Annotated in this window: 12 protein-coding genes (1 of these 12 only partly in view); 5 read left to right on the top strand and 7 right to left on the bottom strand. The window is 40.0% G+C overall.

All coding sequences use genetic code 11. The features are described 5' to 3' along the window. Positions 1–102: 102 nt before the first annotated feature. From EZ456_RS21960 to EZ456_RS21940, 5 genes are all read left to right on the top strand, one after another. The gene (locus EZ456_RS21960) at positions 103–1,278 is read left to right on the top strand and encodes an acetyl-CoA C-acyltransferase (RefSeq protein ID WP_131533883.1); all 1,176 of its coding nucleotides are present in this window, start codon (positions 103–105) and stop codon (positions 1,276–1,278) included. 36 nt (positions 1,279–1,314) lie between these two features. Continuing rightward, positions 1,315–2,211 (top strand): hypothetical protein, encoded by an 897-nt coding sequence (locus EZ456_RS21955; RefSeq protein WP_131533881.1) that lies wholly within the window; start codon positions 1,315–1,317, stop codon positions 2,209–2,211. Between the two features lie 137 nt (positions 2,212–2,348). Further along, entirely contained in the window at positions 2,349–3,938 is a 1,590-nt protein-coding gene (locus EZ456_RS21950) for a peptide MFS transporter (protein ID WP_131533879.1), read from the top strand. A gap of 172 nt (positions 3,939–4,110) precedes the next feature. Continuing rightward, positions 4,111–5,592, top strand: a complete 1,482-nt coding sequence (locus EZ456_RS21945) for a peptide MFS transporter (protein WP_131533877.1) — start codon at positions 4,111–4,113, stop codon at positions 5,590–5,592. A gap of 581 nt (positions 5,593–6,173) precedes the next feature. Continuing rightward, positions 6,174–6,908: a polyprenol monophosphomannose synthase gene (locus tag EZ456_RS21940; RefSeq protein WP_131533876.1), complete on the top strand. Its 735-nt coding sequence runs from the start codon at positions 6,174–6,176 to the stop codon at positions 6,906–6,908. A gap of 181 nt (positions 6,909–7,089) precedes the next feature. On the opposite strand, the gene EZ456_RS21935 is transcribed toward EZ456_RS21940, so the two are convergent. From EZ456_RS21935 to EZ456_RS21905, 7 genes are all read right to left on the bottom strand, one after another. After that, complete coding sequence (locus EZ456_RS21935; protein WP_131533874.1) at positions 7,090–7,593, bottom strand: YdeI/OmpD-associated family protein; 504 nt, start codon at positions 7,591–7,593, stop codon at positions 7,090–7,092. Positions 7,594–8,058: 465 nt separating this feature from the next. After that, a complete protein-coding gene (locus EZ456_RS21930; protein ID WP_131533872.1) occupies positions 8,059–11,070 on the bottom strand; it encodes a DNA polymerase III subunit alpha in 3,012 nt (1,003 codons plus the stop codon). A 2-nt stretch (positions 11,071–11,072) separates the two neighbouring features. Continuing rightward, positions 11,073–12,386: a DNA polymerase IV gene (gene dinB, locus EZ456_RS21925; protein ID WP_131533870.1), complete on the bottom strand. Its 1,314-nt coding sequence runs from the start codon at positions 12,384–12,386 to the stop codon at positions 11,073–11,075. A gap of 884 nt (positions 12,387–13,270) precedes the next feature. Continuing rightward, positions 13,271–14,002, bottom strand: coding sequence for a thrombospondin type 3 repeat-containing protein (locus EZ456_RS25845; protein WP_131533868.1), 732 nt, complete (start codon positions 14,000–14,002; stop codon positions 13,271–13,273). A 536-nt stretch (positions 14,003–14,538) separates the two neighbouring features. Next, positions 14,539–16,500, bottom strand: coding sequence for an OmpA family protein (locus EZ456_RS21915; protein WP_131533866.1), 1,962 nt, complete (start codon positions 16,498–16,500; stop codon positions 14,539–14,541). Positions 16,501–16,544: 44 nt separating this feature from the next. Further along, on the bottom strand, positions 16,545–17,516 hold the full coding sequence (locus EZ456_RS21910) for a PorP/SprF family type IX secretion system membrane protein (protein ID WP_131533864.1): 972 nt from the start codon (positions 17,514–17,516) through the stop codon (positions 16,545–16,547). A gap of 60 nt (positions 17,517–17,576) precedes the next feature. Then, positions 17,577–24,327: the 3' end of a Calx-beta domain-containing protein gene (locus tag EZ456_RS21905; protein ID WP_131533862.1), read on the bottom strand. The gene runs 23,405 nt beyond the window's last position; only the last 6,751 of its 30,156 coding nucleotides appear in the window; its start codon lies off the right edge, out of view — the gene reads right to left on this strand; it ends in the stop codon at positions 17,577–17,579.

Here is a 24,327-nt window from a genome sequence, read left to right as displayed (position 1 = left end):
TCTTTTCAATTGAAATATGCAAAAACTAACAATCATACGTTATTGCAATATTAAAAATGCATAACTTAGCGGCCTAACCAAAAATTCATAAATTTAGTTTACATGAAAGAAGTTGTAATTGTATCAGCTGTAAGAACCCCTATTGGTAGTTTTGGAGGCTCATTAGCTCAATTTTCTGCTACGCAGCTTGGTGGTTTTGCCATTAAGGCTGCCATTGAAAAAGCTGGATTAAAACCAGAACAGGTCCAAGAAATATATATGGGTAATGTTTTATCTGCAAACCTAGGGCAAGCACCCGCTACACAAGCTGCAAAATTTGCTGGTTTACCAGATTTACCTGCCACTACGATAAATAAAGTATGTGCTTCGGGCACAAAAGCAATTATGCTTGCTGCACAAAGTATTGCAAATGGCGACAATGAAATTATTGTTGCCGGCGGAATGGAAAGCATGAGTAATGTTCCCTATTATCTGGATAAAGCAAGAAACGGCTATCGCCTGGGGCATGGACAGATTACAGACGGTTTGATAAAAGATGGCCTATGGGATGTTTACAACGATTATCACATGGGATCTGCCGCCGAGCTTTGCGCTACAGAATGTAATATCAGTCGCGAAGCACAAGATAATTTCGCCATTACATCTTACAAAAGAGCGCAAGCTGCACAAAGTTCAGGTAAATTTGCTAATGAAATTGTAGCTATAGAAGTTAAAGACCGTAAAGGAGATATTACTTTGGTTGATACCGATGATGAGCCAACAGCCGTTAAATTTGATAAAATACCTTCATTAAAACCTGTTTTCAAAAAAGATGGAACAGTAACTGCAGCAAATGCATCTACCTTAAATGATGGCGCAGCGGCATTGGTTTTAATGAGTGCCGATAAGGCAAAAGAACTAGGTTTAACACCTTTAGCTAAAATTTTGGGTTATGCTGATGCGCAGCAGGCACCGGAATGGTTTACTACAGCACCATCAAAAGCAATTCCCCTGGCTTTACACAAAGCCAATATAAACATAAAAGATGTAGATTTTTTCGAAATCAACGAAGCTTTTTCTGTCGTTTCTATTGCGAATAATCAACTTTTAGAACTAAACGACAGCCAGGTTAACGTTAATGGTGGCGCAGTTTCATTAGGTCACCCACTTGGTGCATCGGGCGCCCGGATTGTAGTTACTTTACTTTCGGTATTGGCGCAAAACAAGGGCAAAATCGGTGTTGCCGGAATTTGTAACGGAGGTGGCGGCGCAAGTGCACTTGTTATCGAGAAATTATAATTTTTGATTTTGCAGCATCTTTGCACATTTAATCCTATGAAACTTATCAGATTTTATATCCTTTTAATCTTTGGAACGCTAAGCTTTAGTTTAAAAGCGCAACAGGCGCCAAACCAATTAAACGTTTTTCAGGATACACTGATTAAAATATCGACAAGGATTGTTGCTGCACAAAGCGATGCACAAAAATTAGCAGTAAATGGCAATTTTGTAAAAACATTGGTTGAGGCTTTAAAAGCCCCTAATTCTTTTTCTTATCCATTCGATTCACTTAAAAACATATCGGTAATTAAATCGTCCGATCAGGCTTTTAGAATTTTAAGTTGGTATGTGCTGCTCGAAAACGGTACATACCGTTATTATGGTACCATCCAGATGAATACCAAAAATGGTCCGCTGAAACTTTATCCATTAATCGATCAGACCGAAAACCTTAGCGACCCCAATATCGTTACCAATAACCAGAAATGGTTTGGTGCCAGGTATTACGAAATTGTTTCAGTAACCAGTGGAAACCGCCTGCCCTATTATGTACTTTTAGGCTGGAAAGGAAATACACAATTTACCACTAAAAAGGTAATCGATATCCTTTCTTTCGATAAGGATAATCTAACCTTTGGTGCACCTGTTTTTGATGGAAAAGAACTAAAAGAAAAAAACAGGATCATATTTGAATATGCCAAATCGAATGCGATGACTTTAAAAACGGACATGAAAGCTGGAATGATCGTGTTCGACCACCTTGCATCCTTCGATTCGGAAATAAAAGGAAAATTTGAATATTATGGTTCTGATGGCACTTTTGATGGCTTCAAAATTATTGGCGGAAAGCTGAAACTGCAGGAAGATATTACGCTTAACAACGATCCAAATTCGAGTGATGAACTTTATGCCGACCCAAAGAAAAATGTTAAACCCATCAGAAAGTTCTAAATCTTAACAAATCATTTACCTAACACATCATTTAAAAATTTGTGAGTTTGGCAATCGCTGACTATATTGCGCCCTGCTAAACTAGCTTAAACAACACACAAATTCTGAATTCATAAACTAAAACCAACAAATGTTTTATGCAAACATCTAATGAAACCATTAGTATTGACCATAGCAAGGAACTAGACCTCCACTTAGACAGTAACAATGTATCCAAAGAAAAATTATTTAATCATCCAGTAGGCCTCTTTGTACTATTTTTCACAGAAATGTGGGAGAGATTTAGTTACTATGGAATGAGATCATTACTTGTTTTATTCTTAGTAAGTGAAATAAGTAAAGGTGGCTGGCACTGGACAAGGCCAGAGGCTTTACAACTCTACGCCTGGTACACAGGTTTAGTATATTTAACTCCAATAATTGGCGGCTTAATTGCGGATCGATTGACCGGATATAGAAAAGCGGTTATCGTAGGCGCTTTAATCATGACCATTGGCCACATATCAATGGCGTTAGAAGGTGCAAATACCAATTTCTTCTATCTCGGATTATTTTTATTAATTGCTGGGAACGGACTATTCAAACCAAATATTTCTTCTATTGTAGGAAAACTTTACCCATCTACAAGTGATAAAAAAGATGCTGCTTACACTATTTTTTACATGGGTATTAACTCTGGTGCCTTTTTAGGTATGTTAATGTGTGGTTATATTGGCGAAAAAGTGGGCTGGCATTGGGGCTTTGGACTTGCGGGGGTATTTATGTTTTTTGGAATGCTTCAGTTTTACTTCGGACAAAAAATCTTTGGTGTTTTAGGTGCTGCTGTAAATAAAACAGAAAAAGTAATTGATCCAACTGATGAAATTTTACCCAAAAAAGTAAGCAATCAACGTTTAGCTGTAGTCGCTGTATTTTCAATTTTCACCATCTTCTTTTGGATGGTATTTGAGCAGGCTGGCGGCTCAATGACTATTTTTGCTAAAGATTACACACTTAGAAATTTAACAGGAAGTGCAGGTACAATTTTTAAATGGGTTGATGCCATACTTACTATTTTCCCACTTATTGCTGTAACCGTTGTTTTATTTAGCTTGGCGGCAAAAATCGCAAAAAAATATCCTGCCACAATAATTTTCACGGCAATAAGCTTCATTATTATCTGGGGATTAGCCATTTGGAAGGTAGAAAAAGAATTTACCGCTTTAAACACAGAAGTTCCTGCTTCATGGTTTGGGATTCTAAATTCATTCTTTATTGTTTCCCTTGCACCATTTGTGTCTAAAATATGGGAAACTAAATTTAACCCAAGTGGGCCCGTAAAATTTGGACTCGGTTTAATTTTTGTAGGTATAGGTTTTGCAGGATTGGCTTATGGAGGTATGGATATTGCAAAAGGCGCTACATCTGCACAGGTAAGTATGTTTTGGTTAATTTTCGCTTACTTCTTCCATACCGTTGGGGAATTATGTGTTTCGCCAGTTGGATTATCTTACGTTAGTAAATTAGCTCCAGCCAAAGTGGTAGGTTTAATGTTCGGTGTATGGTTTACCTGTACCGCAATTGGTAACTGGTTAGCGGGTACTACCGGCGGCTTAATTGACAAAATAAGTTCAGAATATTCCATTTCAATTTTCTTCCTAATATTTACGATTATACCTATCGTTGCAGGCTTAATTATGTTTGCTATAAGTCCAATATTACGTAAATGGATGCATGGCGTTCACTAATCAAAAAATAAATTTAACACAAGAGGTTGTATCATAAATATAGATTTGTCATCCTGAGCTCGTCGAAGGACCTGTTTAAACATGATTTAAGGTGTTTCGACAGGCTCAACATGACAGCATTTGAGGTGAAATCGCCATTATGAGACAACCTCTTTAATTTTAAACCTATTTAATGGAGAAAACAATTTCAATAGAAGATATTCAAAATTTTGAGGGGAAATACCCGAAACAGCTCTGGCATTTATCGTTGGTAGAAATGTGGGAGCGTTTCTGTTTTTACGGAATGCGCGGGGTATTGGCTTTCTTTATGGTTGAGCAACTGGGTTTAAGCGACCAAAAATCGAACCTACAGTACGGTGCCATACAAGCCTTTGTTTATGCTTTTACTTTTATTGGTGGTATTTTTGCCGATAAGATTTTAGGGTTCAGAAAATCTCTTTTTTGGGGAGGGGCTTTAATGATTATTGGGAACTTAATCTTAGCCTTCTCTCCACATGATTTATTTTATGTAGGAATTACCTTATCTATTATTGGAACAGGTTTTTTTAAACCCAATGTTTCATCAATGGTTGGCGAATTATACCACGAAAAAGATAACCGGAGAGATGCGGGTTATGGACTTTTTTATGCCGGTATTAATGTTGGCGGATTATTGGGCGGTGCCATGTGCATTTATCTCGGTAAATATTACAACTGGCATTTGTGTTTCTTATCTGCGGCAGTGGTAATGATGATTGGCTTAGGTACGTTTGTTATGACTAAAAAACACCTGGGACCGATTGGAAATTCACCTTTGTTACACCTTAAGCGGTCGAAACAAAAAACAGCAGAAATCGCCGTTTATATAGGCTCAATTTTATGTATACCATTGATTTATATCATGGTAAAAAACACAGCCTTCACCGACTATTTCATGTACACCATAGGTATTATTGCCTTGGTTTATTTCTTGTACGAAACTTTTAAAATAAAAGATAAAAAAGCACAGTATAAACTGCTGGCAGCTTTCGTTTTTATCTTCTGTTATTTCATTTTCATGGCCATATCTGAGCAGAGTGGCGGTTCGCTATCATTATTTGCGAAGGACAATCTGGATCATAAAATTCTTTTTTTTAATATCGATCCGAATGTGGTGAACAATAGCGTCAACTCGTTCTTTGTTATTGTTTTTAGCCCGATTGTGGGTATTTTGTGGCTAGGCTTGTACAAGCGCAAAATTGAACCGAATACTGTGGTGAAATTTGGAATTGGCTTCCTTCTATTGGCCGTAAGTTTTTATGTTTTTTACGCCACAAGATTCTTCGCTAATGTACAGGGCATTAGCTCGTTAAATGTATTTACGTTAGCCTATTTATTATTAACGCTAGGCGAACTTTGTTTGGGTCCGATAGGAATGTCGATTATTACTAAACTTTCGCCAAAGAAAATGTTTGGGATGATGATGGGACTTTGGTTTTTATCAAGTGCCTTTGGGCAATTGGCTGCCGGAAAATTGGGTGCAGAAATGTCGAGCATAGATAATGCATCACTACCGACTAAATTAATGGCTTATACCGAAGGTTATAAGGCATTGGCTTTATATTCTTTAATTGCAGGTTTGGCATTGATTATTTTTTCGCAGTTGGTTAAAAAGTTAATGCAGGAGGTGAGGTAAGAAAGATATCGTCATTTCGACCGTAGTGGAGAAATCTATTCTATAAAACGATTATTTATTAATGTACTGTAAGATTTGAAAATGAAAAGACAGTAGTTCTTGGAGGTCTAATGTCCCGCTCTTTGTTCCAAGTCCTCGTCCTCATGCTTCGGTATGTGGGCTTTACACGCCGATCGGGTTTAGGAACAATGGTTTGTATCGCAAAAGCTAAAAACAAATACAAGAGCTAGTCGGGATTGCAATCCAGTCTTAAGAACTTAGGATTTGCAAAACTGCTAAACCTGATTACAAATCCGGACCAACACAAACCTTGAAAATTAATCTGCGGTGATCTGCGAAATCAGCGGGAAACATTGTGGTAAGGTATTCGACTACGCTCAGACTGACAATGCTTTAAAAACAATAAAAACTACTAATAAAACAAGTTCAGGAAGACGAATCATAGGTTATTAATGAAAATTCATAAAGGTTTCACATTAAATATTTACTTTCGCAGTTTAAAAGCAAAGTGCACAGCGCAATAAGCTCCGCGTATCAAATACAAAGGCTAAAAGCTTACCTTATTAAAAACCACAACAAACGTGTCAGATAGTTTAGTCATCATTCCCACCTACAACGAGAAGGAAAACATCGAAAAAATCATTAGAAAAGTTTTTTCTTTAACCCAGCCTTTTCATGTTTTAATTATTGATGATGGTTCTCCTGATGGAACTGCTGAAATTGTAAAATCACTGCAAGACGAATACGAAGGGCATTTATTTATTGAGGAGCGTGCTGGTAAACAAGGATTGGGTACGGCATACATCTACGGCTTCAATTGGGCATTACAACACGATTATGCCTACATTTTTGAAATGGATGCCGATTTCTCGCACAACCCGGATGACCTGTCCCGCTTACGCGAAGCCTGTGTAAATGGTGCAGATGTAGCCATTGGCTCCAGGTATGTTAAGGGCGTAAATGTTGTAAACTGGCCAATGGGCAGGGTTTTAATGTCGTATTTTGCCTCAATGTATGTGCGTATCATTACCCGGATCAATATTCAGGATGCTACTGCTGGTTTTAAATGTTACCGCAAAATTGTATTGGAAACCATTCCATTAAATAAAATTAAGTTTGTTGGTTATGCGTTTCAGATCGAAATGAAATTCACCGCCATTAAATTTGGCTTTAAAGTGGTCGAAGTTCCGATCATCTTCACCGACCGTACCGAAGGAACATCAAAAATGAGCACCCGTATTTTCAGGGAAGCCTTTTTAGGTGTAATACAAATGAAGGTTTGGAGTTGGTTTAGGAATTATAAGAGGAAGGCTTAAGTTTGGAGCTGGGCGCCTGGAGTTGAGAGTTCTAAGTGCTTAACCGTTCTAGTCGCTAAAGGATATGATTCAAAACTTAGAGTTTTAAGTTATTGTAAGTTTGTTCTTTTTTCAAAACATATAACTTATTTCTCCAAAACCTTTTTGCTCTTTGGAAAACTCCAAACTAAAATCTCCAAACTCACAACTTACTTTCCCTGATCATTGCGCCAAAATCTTGCCCTTTATCCATCGCTTTAACCGTCATTACGATTCTTTTGGTGCGCGTGGGTTCGGTTTTAGCCTGGTTAATCCAGTTGATGTAATAGTTTTGGTGCGATTTCGGCTGCTTTAAAAAGTTTCGGATTAAATGTTCTTCTTCTGACAAGCAGATTTCGAGGTCTTCGGGCATTTCGATCTTAAAATCTTTATCTTCTTCTAAATAAAGTACTATGCTGGCGCCAGCTTCTTTTCTTAGTTTTTTACGGATTTCGCCTTTTAAGGCAACAATAAAATCGCCCTCTCCCATTGGAATAGTTGCCATTCCGCTAATCTCCAGCTCATCTATCTTTCCTTTTACCCGGAAACTCTTTTTACAATCGGGCTTAATTTCGTTGGCCAAAGCTGCCGGTATAAATACATAACTCCAGCCGGTTTTTTCGCCCATGGTTTCGAAACGCTCTATTTCTGCTTTGAAGTGTATCATGGTTTAAATATAAAAATTATGTTTTAACTGCTAAACGATTAAATCGTTAGGCTATTCATGCACTCGTTAGAAACGAGCGCAAACTATATTTTGGTAAAGGCTTAGACTCCCGCTACCATTGATAGATTCCAGTAGAAGTATCGTCATCTCGACCGAAGCAATGCGGAGTGGAGAGATCTTTGGACGATGTTAAAGATTTCTCCTCCAAAGGAGCTTCTTCGGAGCACTGTGGTCGAAATGACGATTCCGTTCGGACTGTCATCTCCACTCCAATGTTTTTTTATTAAAAACTAACCTCTACCATTGACATAACCCAATAGGTCGTCCTTTGCGAGGCAAACCTGCCCCGACTTTTCAGGGAAGCAATCTTAAAGTGCACGCTAGTAGCGACCGTTTTAAGATTGCTTCGTCGTTCCTCCTTATAATGACGATCTATCGAAAGAAAACATTAATCGGCTCATTCCACTAAACTGCCACCGGGTTCAGCTGGATATCTAATTTGGCAAACTTTAAAACCTCGATACTCTGGAAGCCAAAATCTTCTACTACTTTGCCTAAAATGAGGTAACAGCCTTTTCCTTTAAAAGGATACATGGGTGTGGTATTAGGAAAATGGGTTGTATCGAAAAAATCGCCATTGGCATCTAAAAAAGTACCGAACCACATTTTGGTATTTTTAATGGTGTGTACCGTTTTTTCGCAAACATAATTCCCTACCATCCTTACCGTTTTACCCAAGTATTTGTGCAGATCGGCCGTCATCACATCACCACGATAAGGCGTTTTTAAAAAATTAAACATTTTATAATTGAGTGGATAACCCAATAACTCTAATTCGGTATAGGCATTTTCCAGTTCCGAGTCGGCCAGTTCTGGCAGCTGATAGGTTTTATAACTTAATTTAAAAAGTTCGGCATGGTTCACTTTCTTCTGCTTAAAGCCGAGGTAGTTGTGTACATCCCAAAGCAGGGTTTTACGATCTTTGCCAGTAAACCGCAATGCACCTAGCCGGATTAAAATAATTGCCTGCTCTAGCGAAATACAGGTACGCTTTACAAAATCTTCGAGATCGACATACAAACCATTTGCATTACGTTCTGCCGGAATAATTTTGATATTTTTTTCTTCTAAACCCTGAACAGCAATAAAACCCAGGTAAGCATTTTCGCCATTTATAGTCACAACGTCATCACTGTGGTTAACACAAGGCAAATGCACCCTTGCTCCTGTTTTTTGCAGTTCGTGCACATAAACCCAGCGACTGTAAAAGCCGCCATAATTATTCAACACAGCCACCATAAACTCCATTGGATAGTATGTTTTTAAAAACAAACTCTGATAACTTTCTACAGCAAAAGAAGCCGAATGTGCTTTTGAAAAACTGTAACCGGCAAAAGATGAAATCTGTCGCCAAACTTCGGTAATGAGTTCTTCCGAGTGCCCTTCTTTTCGGGCTGAGACAAAAAACTTGTTTACCAGTTCGTCAAAGGCAAGTTTAGAGCGATATTTACCGCTCATGGCTTTACGGAGGATATCGGCATCGGCCAGATCAAGACCTGCAAAATAATGACAGACTTTGATCACATCTTCCTGATAAACCATTACCCCATAGGTTTCGCTAAGCCGTTGTTTCATTACTTCGCAGAGGTACACCACTTTTTCGGGCGCATGGTAACGTTCGATATAGGATTTCATCATACCCGAACTAGCCACCCCCGGGCGGATAATGGAACTGGCTGCCACGAGCGTAAGGTAATTATCGCATTTCAGTTTTTTGAGCAGTTGCCGCATGGCTGGCGATTCGATATAAAAACACCCGATGGGCTGCCCCTCTTTAAGGATATTATTTAACTTCTGATCTTCCTTAAAGGTTTTAAAATCGTGGATATCGATCTCCTTTCCCTTGTTCTTTTTAATAAGCTGTACGGCTTCGCGGATGTGCCCGATACCCCGCTGACTTAAAATATCGAATTTCTCATAACCAATGGCTTCGGCTTCGTACATATCCCATTGCACGGTTGGGAAACCTTTTGGCGGCATATCCAAGGCCGTATAATAGGTAATCGGCTCTTCAGAAATCAAAATCCCTCCGGCATGGATAGAACGTTGATTAGGCATACTTTTCATGTAGCGGTGTACAGCCAATAACTTCTGGTAAGTAGCATTCAGTAAATTTTCACGTTCTTTGGTGGGATCTGTAAAACTATCTATTTCGCCTTTGGGTAAACCCAGCACTTTACCGATTTCCCTGATAATTGCACGATCTTTAAAAGTGCTCATGGTACCCAAAAAAGCAACATGCCATTTGGGATAGCGTTTAAAGATATAACGTTGTATCACCTCCCTCTCATCCCAGGAGAAATCGATATCAAAATCTGGCGGACTAGTCCGTTTTTCATGCAGGAAACGTTCGAAATACAGGTCGAGATCAATCGGATCTACATCGGTAATGCGCAAACAATAAGCTACAATGCTGTTGGCACCCGAGCCACGGCCAACGTGGTAAAAACCACATTTATTCATGGCGTAGCTTACAATATCATAGGTAATAAGGAAATAAGCACAGAAATTTTTAAGTTCGATGATGCGCAGTTCTTTCTCCAAACGCTCAATGGCTTCTGTATTATTTTCACCATAACGATACTTAAGCCCTTCTTCAGCTAGCTCTCGAAGCATTTTTTTATCTCCTTCGAAATCTCTTGTATAAAAAAACTTGTTTTTAGAAGTAGGTGTAGGACCATCCTCAAAATAAATACTTAAATCGCAACTATTCATCAGTTTCTGTGTATTCTGAACAATGAACGGATACTGTTCAAATTGCTGGGTTAGTTCTACTTCTGGAATCAGGAACTCATCCGGATCACATTTTTGCTCATCGTTCACTTTACTTAAAAGCGTATTGAGCTCGATCGCCCTAAAATATTCGTGCAGGCGATAGGTGATCTTATCGCTAACGGTAACAGGATGCCACACCAACAACTTTTCTTTCTGTTTTAAAAGTGGGTGTTTGTACAACAGGTTGAGCTGTTTGGCACGGATACCTATGAATTCATTTTCTTTGAGTACTAGATTAAAGGATTTTTGAAAGGGATAAATGATATACACATTTTTCATTTCGGGAGGAACGTTGGGTAGCGAAATGTTGCAGATATTATGGTGGCTTAAAAACTCATTCAGCTCACGCATCCCCTCTTTATTCTTAGCGATACCCACATACAATAACCTGTTATCAATCCTGAACTCAATCCCCGCTATGGGTTTAATCTGATATGGAATGTTGCCTTTGTGTATTTCGTCAGCTTCTTTAGCGATGCCTTGTTTGTAGCACTCGCGAATAAATTCTACCGCCCCGGTTGAGTTATTGATATCAGTAAGTACCATTTGGTGAATACCCAAGCTCCGGGCAGTAGCAATTAACTGACCAATACGCTGCGTGCCATACTTTAGGCTATAAGAAGAATGCACATTTAAAAACATTGCTAATCATAAGATTTAGTACCTATTGTTCCTTTTTCACTCATAAAACTTCTAATTTTCGAGCGTTTCCTTACTTCCTGCTGTTCTTCTTCTGTTTGGTTTTCGATCAACATTTTCTTTTTGCGCGGATTGTACTTGATTATTTTTCCTTTTTCGTCGCGGGGCGGCTGCGTAACAATACAGGCCTTAACCACTGCTTCGGCACCATAATGATTGCGCACCTTATCCATAGCCTGGTAAAGACTATATTCTTCTTCGGCGATATTATATAAACCGATCTGTTCGTAACCGCTCACCAAATGCGAGAGTTTTACACCTACCAGCCGCAGCAACATTCGTTTGGCATACACTTTCTCGAACAGGTTATGTGCCCTGCTGATCAAAAAAGAATCGAGCGAGGTATAAGGAATACGTTCTTGCTGAGTAACGGTTTCGAAATTAGTATAACGCACGGTCACGGTAATACAGGCGGTTAATTTTTTCTGGTTGCGTAGCTGAAAAGTTAAACTGGTAACCATTCCGGTTATAATGGCCTTTAGTTTGGCCATATCCATGGTATCGCTTTCGAAGGTGGCCTGTGTACCAATAGATTTTCTTTCGCGGTAAGGTACAACTGGCGAAAGATCGATCCCGTTTGCTTTTTGCCATAAACTTAAACCATGCTGCCCCAAAATTTTAAACATGAGCTGTTGCGGGATCTGGGTAAGCGTAAGGATTTCGCGTACACCCATTTCGCTTAATTTTTTATAAGTAGCATGGCCGATACCCGGAATTTTGTGAATAGCCAAAGGATCGAGAAAGGGCCGCAACTGGGGAAAGGTAACCTGCCGTTCGCCATCAGGCTTCGATTCGTTTGTGGCTATTTTGGCTACGGTTTTATTGATCGATAAACCAAAGGAAATCGGCAAGCCCATTTCTTTAATAATGTTTTGTCTGAGCTCTGACGCGAATTTCATGCAACCAAAAAAGCGATCCATACCTGTCATATCGATATAATGTTCGTCAATACTGGCTTTTTCGAAAAGGGGAACTTTATCGGCAATAATCTCGGTAATATCATGCGAAGCTTTGGAATATTCCTCCATATCGCCTTTTAAAAATATAGCCTGAGGGCACAGCAATTTTGCCGTCCTGCCGGGCATTGCAGCATGTATGCCGTATTGGCGTGCCTCGTAACTACAGGATGCCACTACCCCTCTATCGCCGCCTCCACCAATAATTACGGGTTTACCTAACAACCTGGGATTTTTTCTGATCTCTACCGACACAAAAAATGCATCCTGATCCATATGAATAATCTGCCTTTCCTTCTCCATTCTCGTATTATAAGGATGATTGAGATCAAAAATACTAATATTTTTAGTTTTAAAGAAAATTAAAATCGATTAATTTCAATTAAAATACTAACAATTTTAGTTTTTAATGTACTTTATCATTCTGAGTTCTGGTTGAAACATTTGCCCGGAAACACAGAGCGCCCGGATTTAGATTCCCAATCGAATTGTTCAAGGAACTACTGTGGAATGATGCAATTCAGGGATTAAATGGTTATACTTTCGTCTTGGTTAGTGTCTCACTAACTACTACAGCTGGTTAACGATCGATGGCAACTGGGCATAGAATAAATGCAGTGATTTGTTACTCTGAGCCGAGTCTAATCATTTAACACAGAAACACGGAGTATCAACTGCGAAATATATAGATGCATTCCCGAAACATCTGATTCAATGATAATTTGAACTATATAATATGAGAACATATTAGCTCATATGGCAGTATATTTTTTATGTGGTTAAGAAAGTCTTCGACTACGTTCAGACTGACATACATTTTATTATCTGTGGTTGGTGAGCCTCCGATCAATGAAAAAGAATATATTGGGTAAAATGCAAGTCGAACTAAGCATTAAGATTCCCAATCGACCTGATAGCTATCGGGTTGGGAATGACGAAACGCGGATGGTGGTGAGAGAATAATAAAGTGCTAATAAACATACATTTAATCAAAGATAGAAAAGACACACATAGATAAAATGTGTTTATCTATGTGTGTCTGTGATTTAAAACTCTTTACACCATTACGTTTTTCCCGCACAAGTGGAATCCTAGAGCAAGGAACAACCTAGCTAAACTCTTAATCAAGTTGATAGAGGAAATGGAAAAAGTCTTTCAATTTTGAAGAACTTTAGATACTTATTTAACTATGGAAGTATAAAAACAGGTAAACTAGAATTACTAAACCAAAAAGCTTGGGTACACCCCGACTTATAAGCATTATAATGGTCAGCATAATTCGGAAACTGCACAATCAACTCATCAATATAAGCAAGCTTTGCATTTATATAACTAAGATTAGCCTGGCGAATTGCAAAATCATTTCCTTGAGCCGATTTTATTGTTACATAGCATTTGTGAGTTTTGCAGGAATCTTTTACGGTTTCAACTAAATCTGTACCGTTGTTTTTATCTATCATGAAGTAAGCTTCTAAAGGTTCATAAACTGTAGTGTTCTTAAACAAATCTTTAGTCTCTAATAATACCTCTTTAATTCCTTTCGCTAACCCACAACCTGTTGTCATTGTATTAGTTGTTGCACAGTAATTATCATAATAATATTCAGCGGTTACGACACTTCCAGAAACAGGCATTGGATTTGAACTACCACCGCCCGTATCGCAAACATCACCTACACCATTTCCATTTACATCTTCTTGACCAGGGTTATAATTATCCGGACAGTTATCAAGCACATCTGTTACACCGTCACAATCACGGTCATCAAAATAAGGGCAAGGTGTTCCATCAGTCATTAATGCCCTCTTACCTGATTTAAATGTGGTTTTTTCAGGATCAGGTTCAATTGACTGTCTTTCACAGCTATAAATTACAACAAGCATAGCAAAGGCAATTCCAATAAGTTTAATTTTTTTCATAGGTTAATGATTTAGTAGTTGTTTATCTGTGTCACAAAATAACAATCAATACTGACAAAACATAACAAATCATACAAATATAATATTACAGTATAGTTAATATTCCGAATTAGCTTTTACATTGATTCTTAAGAAAATCATTGGCCTAACAACATCTATTTATTACAATTTATCTATCCCCCCTTTATAAAACATATTCGAATTAGTAAATTGGTCAGAAAAGATTGTCAATTTTTTTTTGCATGATTCATATTAAATGCAAAAAAAATGCGTGTAAATACTTAAAAGCTATTAGTATTATTATGTTTTACTTCAATACCTATATTGTTTTACCTTGAGAAGGCTTCCAGTCGGGAATGACGAAAAGCGGGCATTTTTACCATTAAGTTATTTAAGAAATATAAGCTTATATGGCCTTATATTTCTTACACGGTTGATAAGGTTGAGGATCACCAACCATGAAAACAAAAATGCCCCCGATTTTCATCAGAGGCTTTGTACTAAAAAATTAAAATATAATGTAAACCCTAATAATGTTATTGTTTTACAATTTTGAATTCTGTTCTTCTGTTTAACTGATGTGCTTCATCGCTACAATCTACACCATTGCTACATTTGTTTAACAGCTGTGTTTCACCATAGCCTTTTGCAGTAATGCGGTTTTTATCAATCCCCCTCGAAATGATATACGCTACAGCAGATTCTGCCCTTTTTTGCGATAGGGTTAGGTTATAACTATCCTTGCCCCTGCTATCGGTATGCGAACTTAATTCGATCCAGATGGTTGGATTATCCGTCATAATCTTAACCAATTTATCCAGCTCTACTGCAGCATCTGGGCGGATGTTCCATTTATCGAAATCGTAATAGATATTTTCAAGCTTAATTGCTTTATTCATTACAATAGCTTCTAAATATAGGTTTTGCGTAAGTACGCTAGAAGTTGTTAAACCAATGGTTGCCAGATTTTCTACATCAGATCTGTAGTTTGTTTTCTCTGCCGAAACATTGTATTCAGATTCTTTGGCTAAATTAAATCTATAACCGCCATTCTCATCAGTTTCGGTTTTTAAAACAGTACCGTTTACCTTTGCTAGGGTTACCAATGCACCTGCAATGGGCTGGTTGCTATCTTTATCAAATACCCTGCCTTCTAATTTGAAAGCCAGGATCATTTTCTGATCAATGGTATAAATATCATCGCTACCTAAACCACCCTCGCGATTAGAAGAAAGATAAACAATACCACCTTTTTCGTTTAAACTAAAGCCAAAATCGTCCTGTGGAGAGTTGAAGGGATAACCCATATTTTCAATCTGGCCAATCTTGCCTTTTTCTCTTAAAGCCTGATAAACGTCTAATCCCCCCATCCCAACTCTACCATCGCTAGAAAAGTAGAAATTATCCTTTTCATCAAAAACCGGACTGCGTTCATTGCCTTCGGTATTTACTTCTTTCAGGTTAACGGGCTTGCCCCATTCGCCAGCATCTGTTTTTAGGCAAACATAAATATCAGTACCGCCTAAGCCACCTGGCATATTCGAGGCGAAATAAAGGCTATTTCCATCGGTAGTAATAAAGGGATCGCCTACGGAGTAACCGTTTACATTATTATACGCAAATGAAACAGGTTCGCCCCAAACACCATTGGCACCTTTTGTACTGCTAAAAATTTCTACGTTAACGGTTGTTGGTTGTTTTTTTAAGCGTTCTAGTTCATCGGTGATACGGGTGAGCGTAAAATACATGGTTTTGCCATCGGCTGTAAAGCTTGCCGAACCTACGTGATAGCTTGTACCTGCTTTTATAGGGAACAACTGAAGGCTATCGTTTGGCGACGGTTTGATGTATAGTTTCAGGTATCCGTTACCAGTCCAGCCGTATATTTTTTTATCGGGTTCTTTTGACCCGTCGAATCTTAAAAACGGTTTACTTTCCTGAGCGGTTAACCCACTGTTTGATCTGTCGGAAGTGAATACAACCCCTCCCTGATAGTTAACGGCACCCCAATCGGACTGCGTACTATTTAAAGTTTTTTGGTTAATGAGTTCGATTTTCTTTGGATTCCTGATCCATTTCAAAGCCGAATCGCAAGAGGCAACCCAAACAGCCTGCTGCTTTTCTGATACATTTTTCTTTTTATCAATATAATTTAGGTACTGAACTTTTGCTTCGCTGTATTTCGAATTGCGCTGTAAAGCTTTGGCATAACCCAAAATATTCTCAGGGCTACTACCTGGCATTTTAGCTGCAATAGCATACCAGCTTTCGGCCTGTTTGTAGTTATAAACAAACGCATAAGCATTTGCTAAACGCTCTGCAGCATGTAAAGTTTCTTTCTTTTTATAGGCTTGTTCGTATAAATCTATTGCTTTGCTGTAATTAAACAGTTCGTACTGCTTATCGGCATCTTTTAATGCATACTGGGCACTTGCCGAAAAACTGAATACGAATAAACAATATGCAGAAAGGCAGGTACCTATTAAAATTTTCTTCATTATGTTGTTGGGATAGTTGGTCAAAAATACTGAATATAGTTAGTTTAAAATACCCTTGGGGTTGTCATTCTTACGTTTTGTCTGATAAAAGAATAAGCGATAGAAATCTCATGTGTACCGCCGCTATAGCCTTGTAATGGACCGATTGAGAAATCATAGCCATAACCGATCCTGAGTTTCTCTGATGGAAAAATCTGTATCGCTGCTACAGCAGAGTTTCTAGGAGTAAGATCGCGCTGTAGATAGCTTTTATCATACAGCTTTACTCCCGTCCGATATGAACCGCCAACCCAGATAAAATCTTTGATCATCAAAAAAGCATTCAAATCTAAACTCGTTGGGCCTCCGCGATCGTCTTTTAACAGGAACGATGGCTTAACCTGAAAATCTTCCGAAAGCGGAAACAAGGCTCCAGCGGTAAGGTAATAATGCGGTTTTGGCTGTGGGATAAAGGCATAACGGTCAATATCAATATAAGTGGCAATCAGGTTATCGGCCGAAAAACCCGCATAAAACTTATCGTTGGCAAAGTAAACCCCTGCCCTTGCATCGGGTACAATGGTACTCTGCATGCCTACTGGCTGGTTAGGCTCTGGATTATTCGGGTTGAGCATAGAACCGTCTATACCCAGCTGCACCATTCCAACACCAAGGCCTAGCGCTAATCTCGAACTACCATCATCATTCATCCTGATCCGGTAAGAATAGTTACCATAAATGCTCAGGTTGGTCTGTGCACCAAGTTTATCGCTCGCCACCTGAAGAGCCAAACCAACATTGCCGCTGTTTGCAATCGCATCAACCGCCAATGACATACTCCTTGGCGCTCCGGTAATGCCTGTCCACTGGCTACGGTAAAAGCTATGTACATTCAGCACTTCCTTATAACCGGCGTAAGCGGGATTGATATAGATCCCGTTGAACATGTACTGGCTATATTGCGCATCTTGCTGCGCAGATGCCGATCGTGTAAGCAACAAAAATAAACCTGCTATTAACCATATTAATTTCTTCATCATCTTAATATCTTAAAGTACAGTCTGGTTTAAAAACCAGACTGTACAAAGCCTCATATCTTATTTTTTAAACGCTCTAATTAATGTAATGTAACCTTTAAACACTTCGTACTGATCGCTTCCTGATTTTTTAACACGCAGTAAGTAGTAGTAAGTTCCTTCGTTCAAGCCCTCACCTGTCCAGTTATTCTGATAGCCTTTGGCACGGAATACTTCATTGCCCCAACGGTTAATAATCTGCAGTTCGTTAACCTGGTATTGGTTAATACCCAAGATTTCGAAGGTATCATTTATACCATCACCGTTTGGCGTAAACAGGTTAGGTATGGTAAGGCCGGCGAAGTTAGCCGTTAAGGTTACAGCTGCCACATTGGTATAATAGCCAAAGGCATCTTTCACCCTATAGGTAAAGGCATCATCACCTGTATAACCCGGATCAGGTGTGTAGGTGATCGTTCCATCAAGGTTCACCGTTACTTTTCCATGCTGAGGCTGACGTACAATTTCTACCGTTAATTTATCAAGGGTAGAATTTCCAGGATCATCATTCGCCAATACATTAATGGTAACCGATTTATTTGCTACTGTACCACCAACATCATCAACCGCTTTCGGCGATTTAGGGAATGTGATAACGGTTGCTGCATTGTTGTTTTCTGAAGTTCCTGAAGCATCGGTTACATTAACACCTCCAAGTGTTTTGGCATTTACCGTTGCGGTATTGGTTACTGTTCCCAGATCTTTATCGGCCTGTGTTAAGGTGTATACTTCAACATCGGTTATAGAGGCTCCCGGGGCCAGACCACCAGGTACTGCAATTACTTTATTGCTTAAGCCAAGTTTTGCATCGGTTAAAGTAACGGTATTTAAAGTATTGGTTCCTGTGTTCCTGATTGTAAACGTATAGGTTACCTGATTACCACTAAATGCCGCTGTTTTAACCAAAGCTATAGCGCTCATAACCGGAATCTGCGTTATGGTTGGCGTATTGTTGTTTTCGGCTGTGCCCGAGATATCGCTAACGGAAACATTTGCTGGTGTTTGACCAGTAATGTTTGCACTGTTGGTTACGCTTGCGGCATCTTTATCGGCTTGGGTTAACTGGTAAACATAGCTGTCGGTTACGGTAGCACCCGGAGCAAGTGTACCTGGGATCACTCTGTTCAGTCCAAGTTTTGCATCTACCAGCGTAATAATATGTAAGGTTACATTTCCGGTGTTTTTAACACTGAAATTATAAGTGATACTATTTCCATCGGCACTTAGCGTACCTGTTTTAACCAGGGTAATGGTAGAAGCCGGAGCAATTAACGTTACCGTAGCATCATCTGTAGCTGGTGTACCTGGATCGTCAGACCGTGGTTTGTTTACTGTACCACCATTTGGTGTTTGTGCGGTTGCCGAAGCCTGGTTGCTGAACGAACCTGCATTCACCTCGGTTAGGGTAATGGTGTGCCTTGCAGTTACCGTAACACTTGCGCCTGGTGCCAGGCTTGCAATACTGAGTGGAATAATCGATCCTGCATCGGCACCAACATCTGTAACGGCCACATTTGTTAAGGTTACATTACCAGTATTGGTTACCACAATGTTGTAATTAATTACATCGCCAACCTTGCTCACCGTATTGGTAGCTGCTTTGGTTAAACTCATTGCTGGAGCTGGCACCAAAGTTACCGTTACCGGAACAGTTACGGTAGTGGTACCACCTTTTCCATCACTTACCGTTACGGTAAAAGTATCACTACCTACATAGCCCGGAGTTGGTGTATAGGTGTAGGTACCATCGATATTTACGACCACTGTACCATGTGCTGGCGGAGTGCTAACCGTAAAGATAAGCGGATCTCCATCTACGTCACTTGCGGTTATTGTACCGTTGGCTGCCGTATTTTGCGGCGTAGTAATAGCGGGTGAAGTTGCTACCGGTGCATCGTTTACCGGGCTTACCATTACAGAAACAATTACTGTAGTGGTGCCACCTTTACCATCGCTAACCGTTACCGTAAAGGTATCTGTACCGTTATAGTTTGGTGCTGGCGTATACGTGTAAGTACCATCAGCATTTACCACTACTGTTCCATGTGCCGGAGGCGTACTTACCGTAAAAGTAAGTGGATCGCCATCGGCATCGGTCGCCGTAATTTTTCCGTTAACAGGGGTATCTTCATTAGTAGTAACCGCTGGTGCAGTTGCAACTGGTGCAACATTGGTAGGGTTAACGGTTACGTTGATCGTTACCGTAGTTGTGCCTCCTTTTCCATCACTTATGGTTACAGTAAACACATCAGTACCACTATAATTATTGGCTGGTGTATAGCTATAGGTTCCATCTGGATTTACCACCACAGTACCGTGTGCAGGAGGTGTAGTTACCGTGAAGGTTAATGGATCGCCATCTACATCACTAGTTGTAATGGTTCCGTTAACTGGGGTATTTTTATTGGTTGTGATGGCTGGAGCAGTTGCAACAGGCGCATCGTTAACCGGGCTTACAGTTATAGGAACAGTTACTGTAGTAGTGCCACCTTTACCATCGCTAACCGTTACGGTGAAAGTATCAGTACCGTTATAGTTGGCTGCAGGCGTATAAGTGTATGTACCATCAGCATTTACCACTACTGTTCCGTGTGCCGGAGGCGTGCTTACCGTAAAAGTAAGTGGATCGCCATCTGCATCGGTAGCTGTAATTGTTCCGCTAACAGGGGTATCTTCAGGAGTAGTGATGGCTGGTGCAGTTGCAACAGGTGCGCGGTTATCGCTAATGTTAACTGTAGCAGGTGTTGTACTTGCTATGATTAATGCATTATTTGTTGTTGCATTCATCGTTAAAATTACCGTTTCATTTCCTTCGTTAAGATTATCATTAAGTACCGGAACGGCGACAGTTACCGTTTTTTGTCCGGCAGGTATGGTCACTGTTGTACCTATTGAAGTATAATCTGCGCCACTTGTTGCCGTACCCGTTACGGTATAGCTAATTTGGGTATCGGTTGTTGATACGTTACTTAAAGTAAAGGTAAACTGACCAGGTGTTGAAGGTTCAGCGCCATCGGCCGTTGCAGCTACTGTAACCGTTGTATTTGATCCATCCAGAATATTAATCGCTGCAGGAACATTACTCACCGTTACCGCTGGATTACCCGAAACGGTTAAGGTAGCAATTACGGTTTCTGTTCCTTCTACAACTGCATCGGCTAATACCGGAATCGTTATGGTTACAGTAGTTTGGCCAGCAGGAATAATAACTGTTTTGGTTACAATTGGGCTGTAGTCATTACCTTCTGTTGCTGTACCACCTAAGGTATAGGTAAGCTGCGTATCGGTAGCCGATGCTTTGCTTAACGTTACGGTAAAAGTTCCGTTTACAGGACCAGTTTCATTACCGTTTGTACCCGCTGCAATTGTTGCTACAGAAGCATCGTTATCGATAATGGTTGTGCTTGCCGTATTTGTAGCAATAGTTACCAAACCACCAGTTATATTGCTGATGCTTGCGTTAAATGTTTCATTCGTTTCAACAATGTTGTCATCGTTAATTGGAACGGTAAAGGTTAAGGTAGCACCAGCTGCAGATCCCGTAGGGAATGTTAATGTTCCATTCGTGGTGGTGTAGTCTAATCCCGCTATTGCCGTTCCGTTGCTTGTAACATAATCAACTGTAAATGAATTTTGAACAGCTGTATTTAAGGTTACGGTAAAGGTAGCTGTACCTGCTGCTTCGTTAATCGTTGGACTGGTAGAGATACTTACAGTTGCATCATTGTTATCGGCGATGTTAATGGTTGCCGCAACATTGCTAACGGTTACCTGTGGATTTCCAGACGCAGTTAAGGTAGCTATAACCGTTTCTGTACCTTCTACAACTGCATCTGTCGATACCGGGATACTAATGGTTCCGGTGGTTTGACCCGCAGGGATGGTAATGGTTCTGGTAATCGCAGTATAATCACTACCCTCGGTTGCTGTACCACCTAAAGTATAGGTAAATTGGGTATCGATAGCCGATGGTTTACTTAATGTTACGATGAACGTTCCATTTGCAGGGCCGTTTTCGTTACCATCAATACCTGCAGTAATGGTAACCACTGCAGTATCGTTATCGATAATTGTAGTGGTTGCGGTACCCGCAACAATGGTTACCAAGCCACCTGAAACATTATTAATTGTACCGCTAAACGTTTCGTCCGTTTCAACAATGTTATCATCGTTAATTGGAACAGTAAACGTTAAGGTTGCACCAGCCGCAGCACCTGCAGGGAATGTTAATGTTCCGCTGGTTGTGGTATAATCGAAACCTGCAGCTGCAGTTCCATCGCCAGTAGTGTAAGCTACCGTAAATGCATTTTGAACAGCGGCACTTAGTGTTACTGTAAATATGGCTGTTCCTGCCGATTCGTTGATGGTTGGATCAGTTGATACACTTACTGTTGCCGTATTGTTATCAATAATATTAATGCTTGCCGGAACATTACTGATCGTAATTAAAGGATTACTAGAAGTTAGCAATGTAGCAATAACCGTTTCAGTACCCTCTACCACTGCATCGGTTAATACCGGAATGGTAATCGTTCCAGTAGTTTGACCAGCAGGAATGGTAATGGTTTTGGTTACAATTGTAGCGTAATCACTTCCTTCGGTTGCCGTTCCACTTAAAGTATAGGTAATCTGGGTATCGGTAGCTGATGGATTGTTTAAAGTAACCGTAAATGTTCCATTAACCGGACCGTTTTCATTACCGTTTGTACCGGCAGTTATCGAAGCAATTGAAGATCCACTATCGGTAATGTTCACCGTTGCAGGAATAGTGCTGGCAATGATCGAACCGTTATTTGTAGTGGCATTCATGGTTAAGATAACCGTTTCAGTTCCTTCAACAATATTATCATTTAGTACTGGTACCGATACAGTTGCCGTAGTTTGTCCGGCAGGAATGGTTACCGTATTACCGATAGCCATATAATCGGTTCCACTGATCGCCGTTCCACTTAGCGCATAGATAATTTTTGTATCTGTTGTCGATACACGGTTTAGCGTAAAGGTAAACTGACCTGGAGTAGCAGGCTCGGCACCATCTGCTGTTGCAGATACCGTTACCACAGCATCCGTATTATCTATAATGTTAATGGTTGCCGGTGTACTGCTTACCGTTACCAATGGATTTCCAGAGGTATTTAGTGTTGCGATAACCGTTTCCGTTCCTTCAACAATTGCATCGGCCGATACCGGAAGGATAATTACTCCGGTGGTTTGACCCGCAGGAATGGTAATGGTCTTGGTTACAATTGTAGCGTAATCACTTCCTTCGGTTGCCGTTCCACTTAAAGTATAGGTAATCTGGGTATCGGTAGATGCCGGTTTACTTAAGGTAACGGTAAAAGTTCCGTTTACAGGTCCGTTCTCATTTCCTGATGTACCTGGCGTAATGGTTGCTACTGATGAATCGTTATCGGTAATGGTTACTGTAGCCGAACCATCTGCAATAGTTACCAGTCCACCAGTTACGTTACTGATTATTCCATTGAAAGTTTCACTTGGTTCAACAATATTATCATCAATAATTGGTACCGTGAAGGTTAAGCTCGAACCTGCTGCCGAACCTGCAGGGAATGTTAATGTTCCACTGGTTGCCGCATAATCTAAACCGGCTATTGCCGTTCCGTTCGAAGTGGCATAATCAACACTAAATGCATCCTGTACTGCTCCACTTAAGGTTACTGTAAAGGTTGCAGTACCTGAAGCTTCATCTACATTGCTTTGGAAAAGCGATATACTCGCCGCTACCGAATTGTTGTCCAGAATATTAATGGTTGCAGGCGTATTGCTTACTGTTACCAAAGGATTATTGGTAGCAGTTAAGGTAATTACCACCGTTTCATTTCCTTCTACCACTAAATCAGTTACCACAGGAATCGTTATTGTTCCTACAGTTTGACCTGCTGGTATGGTAATGGTTCTGGTAATCGCGGTATAATCGTTGCCTTCTGTAGCGGTTCCGCCAACAGTGAAAGTAATCTGGGTATCAGTAGATGATGGATTACTTAAAGTTACGGTATATGATCCGTTTACAGGTCCGTTTTCGTTGCCGTTTGTGCCCGCAGTAATGGTTGCCACCGAAGTATCATTATCAGTAATGGTTACGGTTGCAGATGGTGTACCAAGGGTAACTACACCACCTGTAACATTGCTTAGTGCAGCACTTAACGTTTCAGACGGTTCAACCAGATTATCATCATTAATTGGAACCGTAAACGTTAACGTTGCACCTGCTATTGAGTTTGCAGGGAAAGTTAAAGTTCCGCTGGTGGCCATATAATCGGTGCCCGATGTTGCAGTACCATTTGCTGTAGCATAATTTACACTGAAGCCATTTTGTACAGCATTGCTTAAGGTTACAGTAAAGGTTGCTGTACCTGCATTTTCATTAATTATTGGTGTGGTAGATATGCTTACTTTAGCCACATCTTCATCAATAATATTAATTGTTGCCGGCGTGTTATTTACTGTAATTACTGGATTGCTAGATCCTGTTAAGGTAGCAATTACTGTTTCGGTACCTTCAGCCAGTACATCTGTCATCACCGGAATGGTAATGGTTCCTGTGGTTGCACCTGCAGGGATGATGATTGTTTTGGTAATGGCTCCATAATCGGCACTTTCTGTTGCTGTGCCTGTTAAGGTAAAGGTTAACGTTGTTGGTGTAGCTGATGGATTGCTGAGCGTAACGTTAAATACACCGTTTACCAAACCATTTTCATTGGCATTTGTACCAGCAGTGATGGTTGCAACAGCGCTATCGTTATCAGCAATA

Source organism: Pedobacter psychrodurus, assembly GCF_004331735.1.
In the GTDB taxonomy this organism is placed as follows: Bacteria; Bacteroidota; Bacteroidia; order Sphingobacteriales; family Sphingobacteriaceae; genus Pedobacter; species Pedobacter psychrodurus.
The sequence above is the reverse complement of the archived record's forward strand: the minus strand, read 5'-3'. Positions and strand labels throughout refer to the sequence as shown.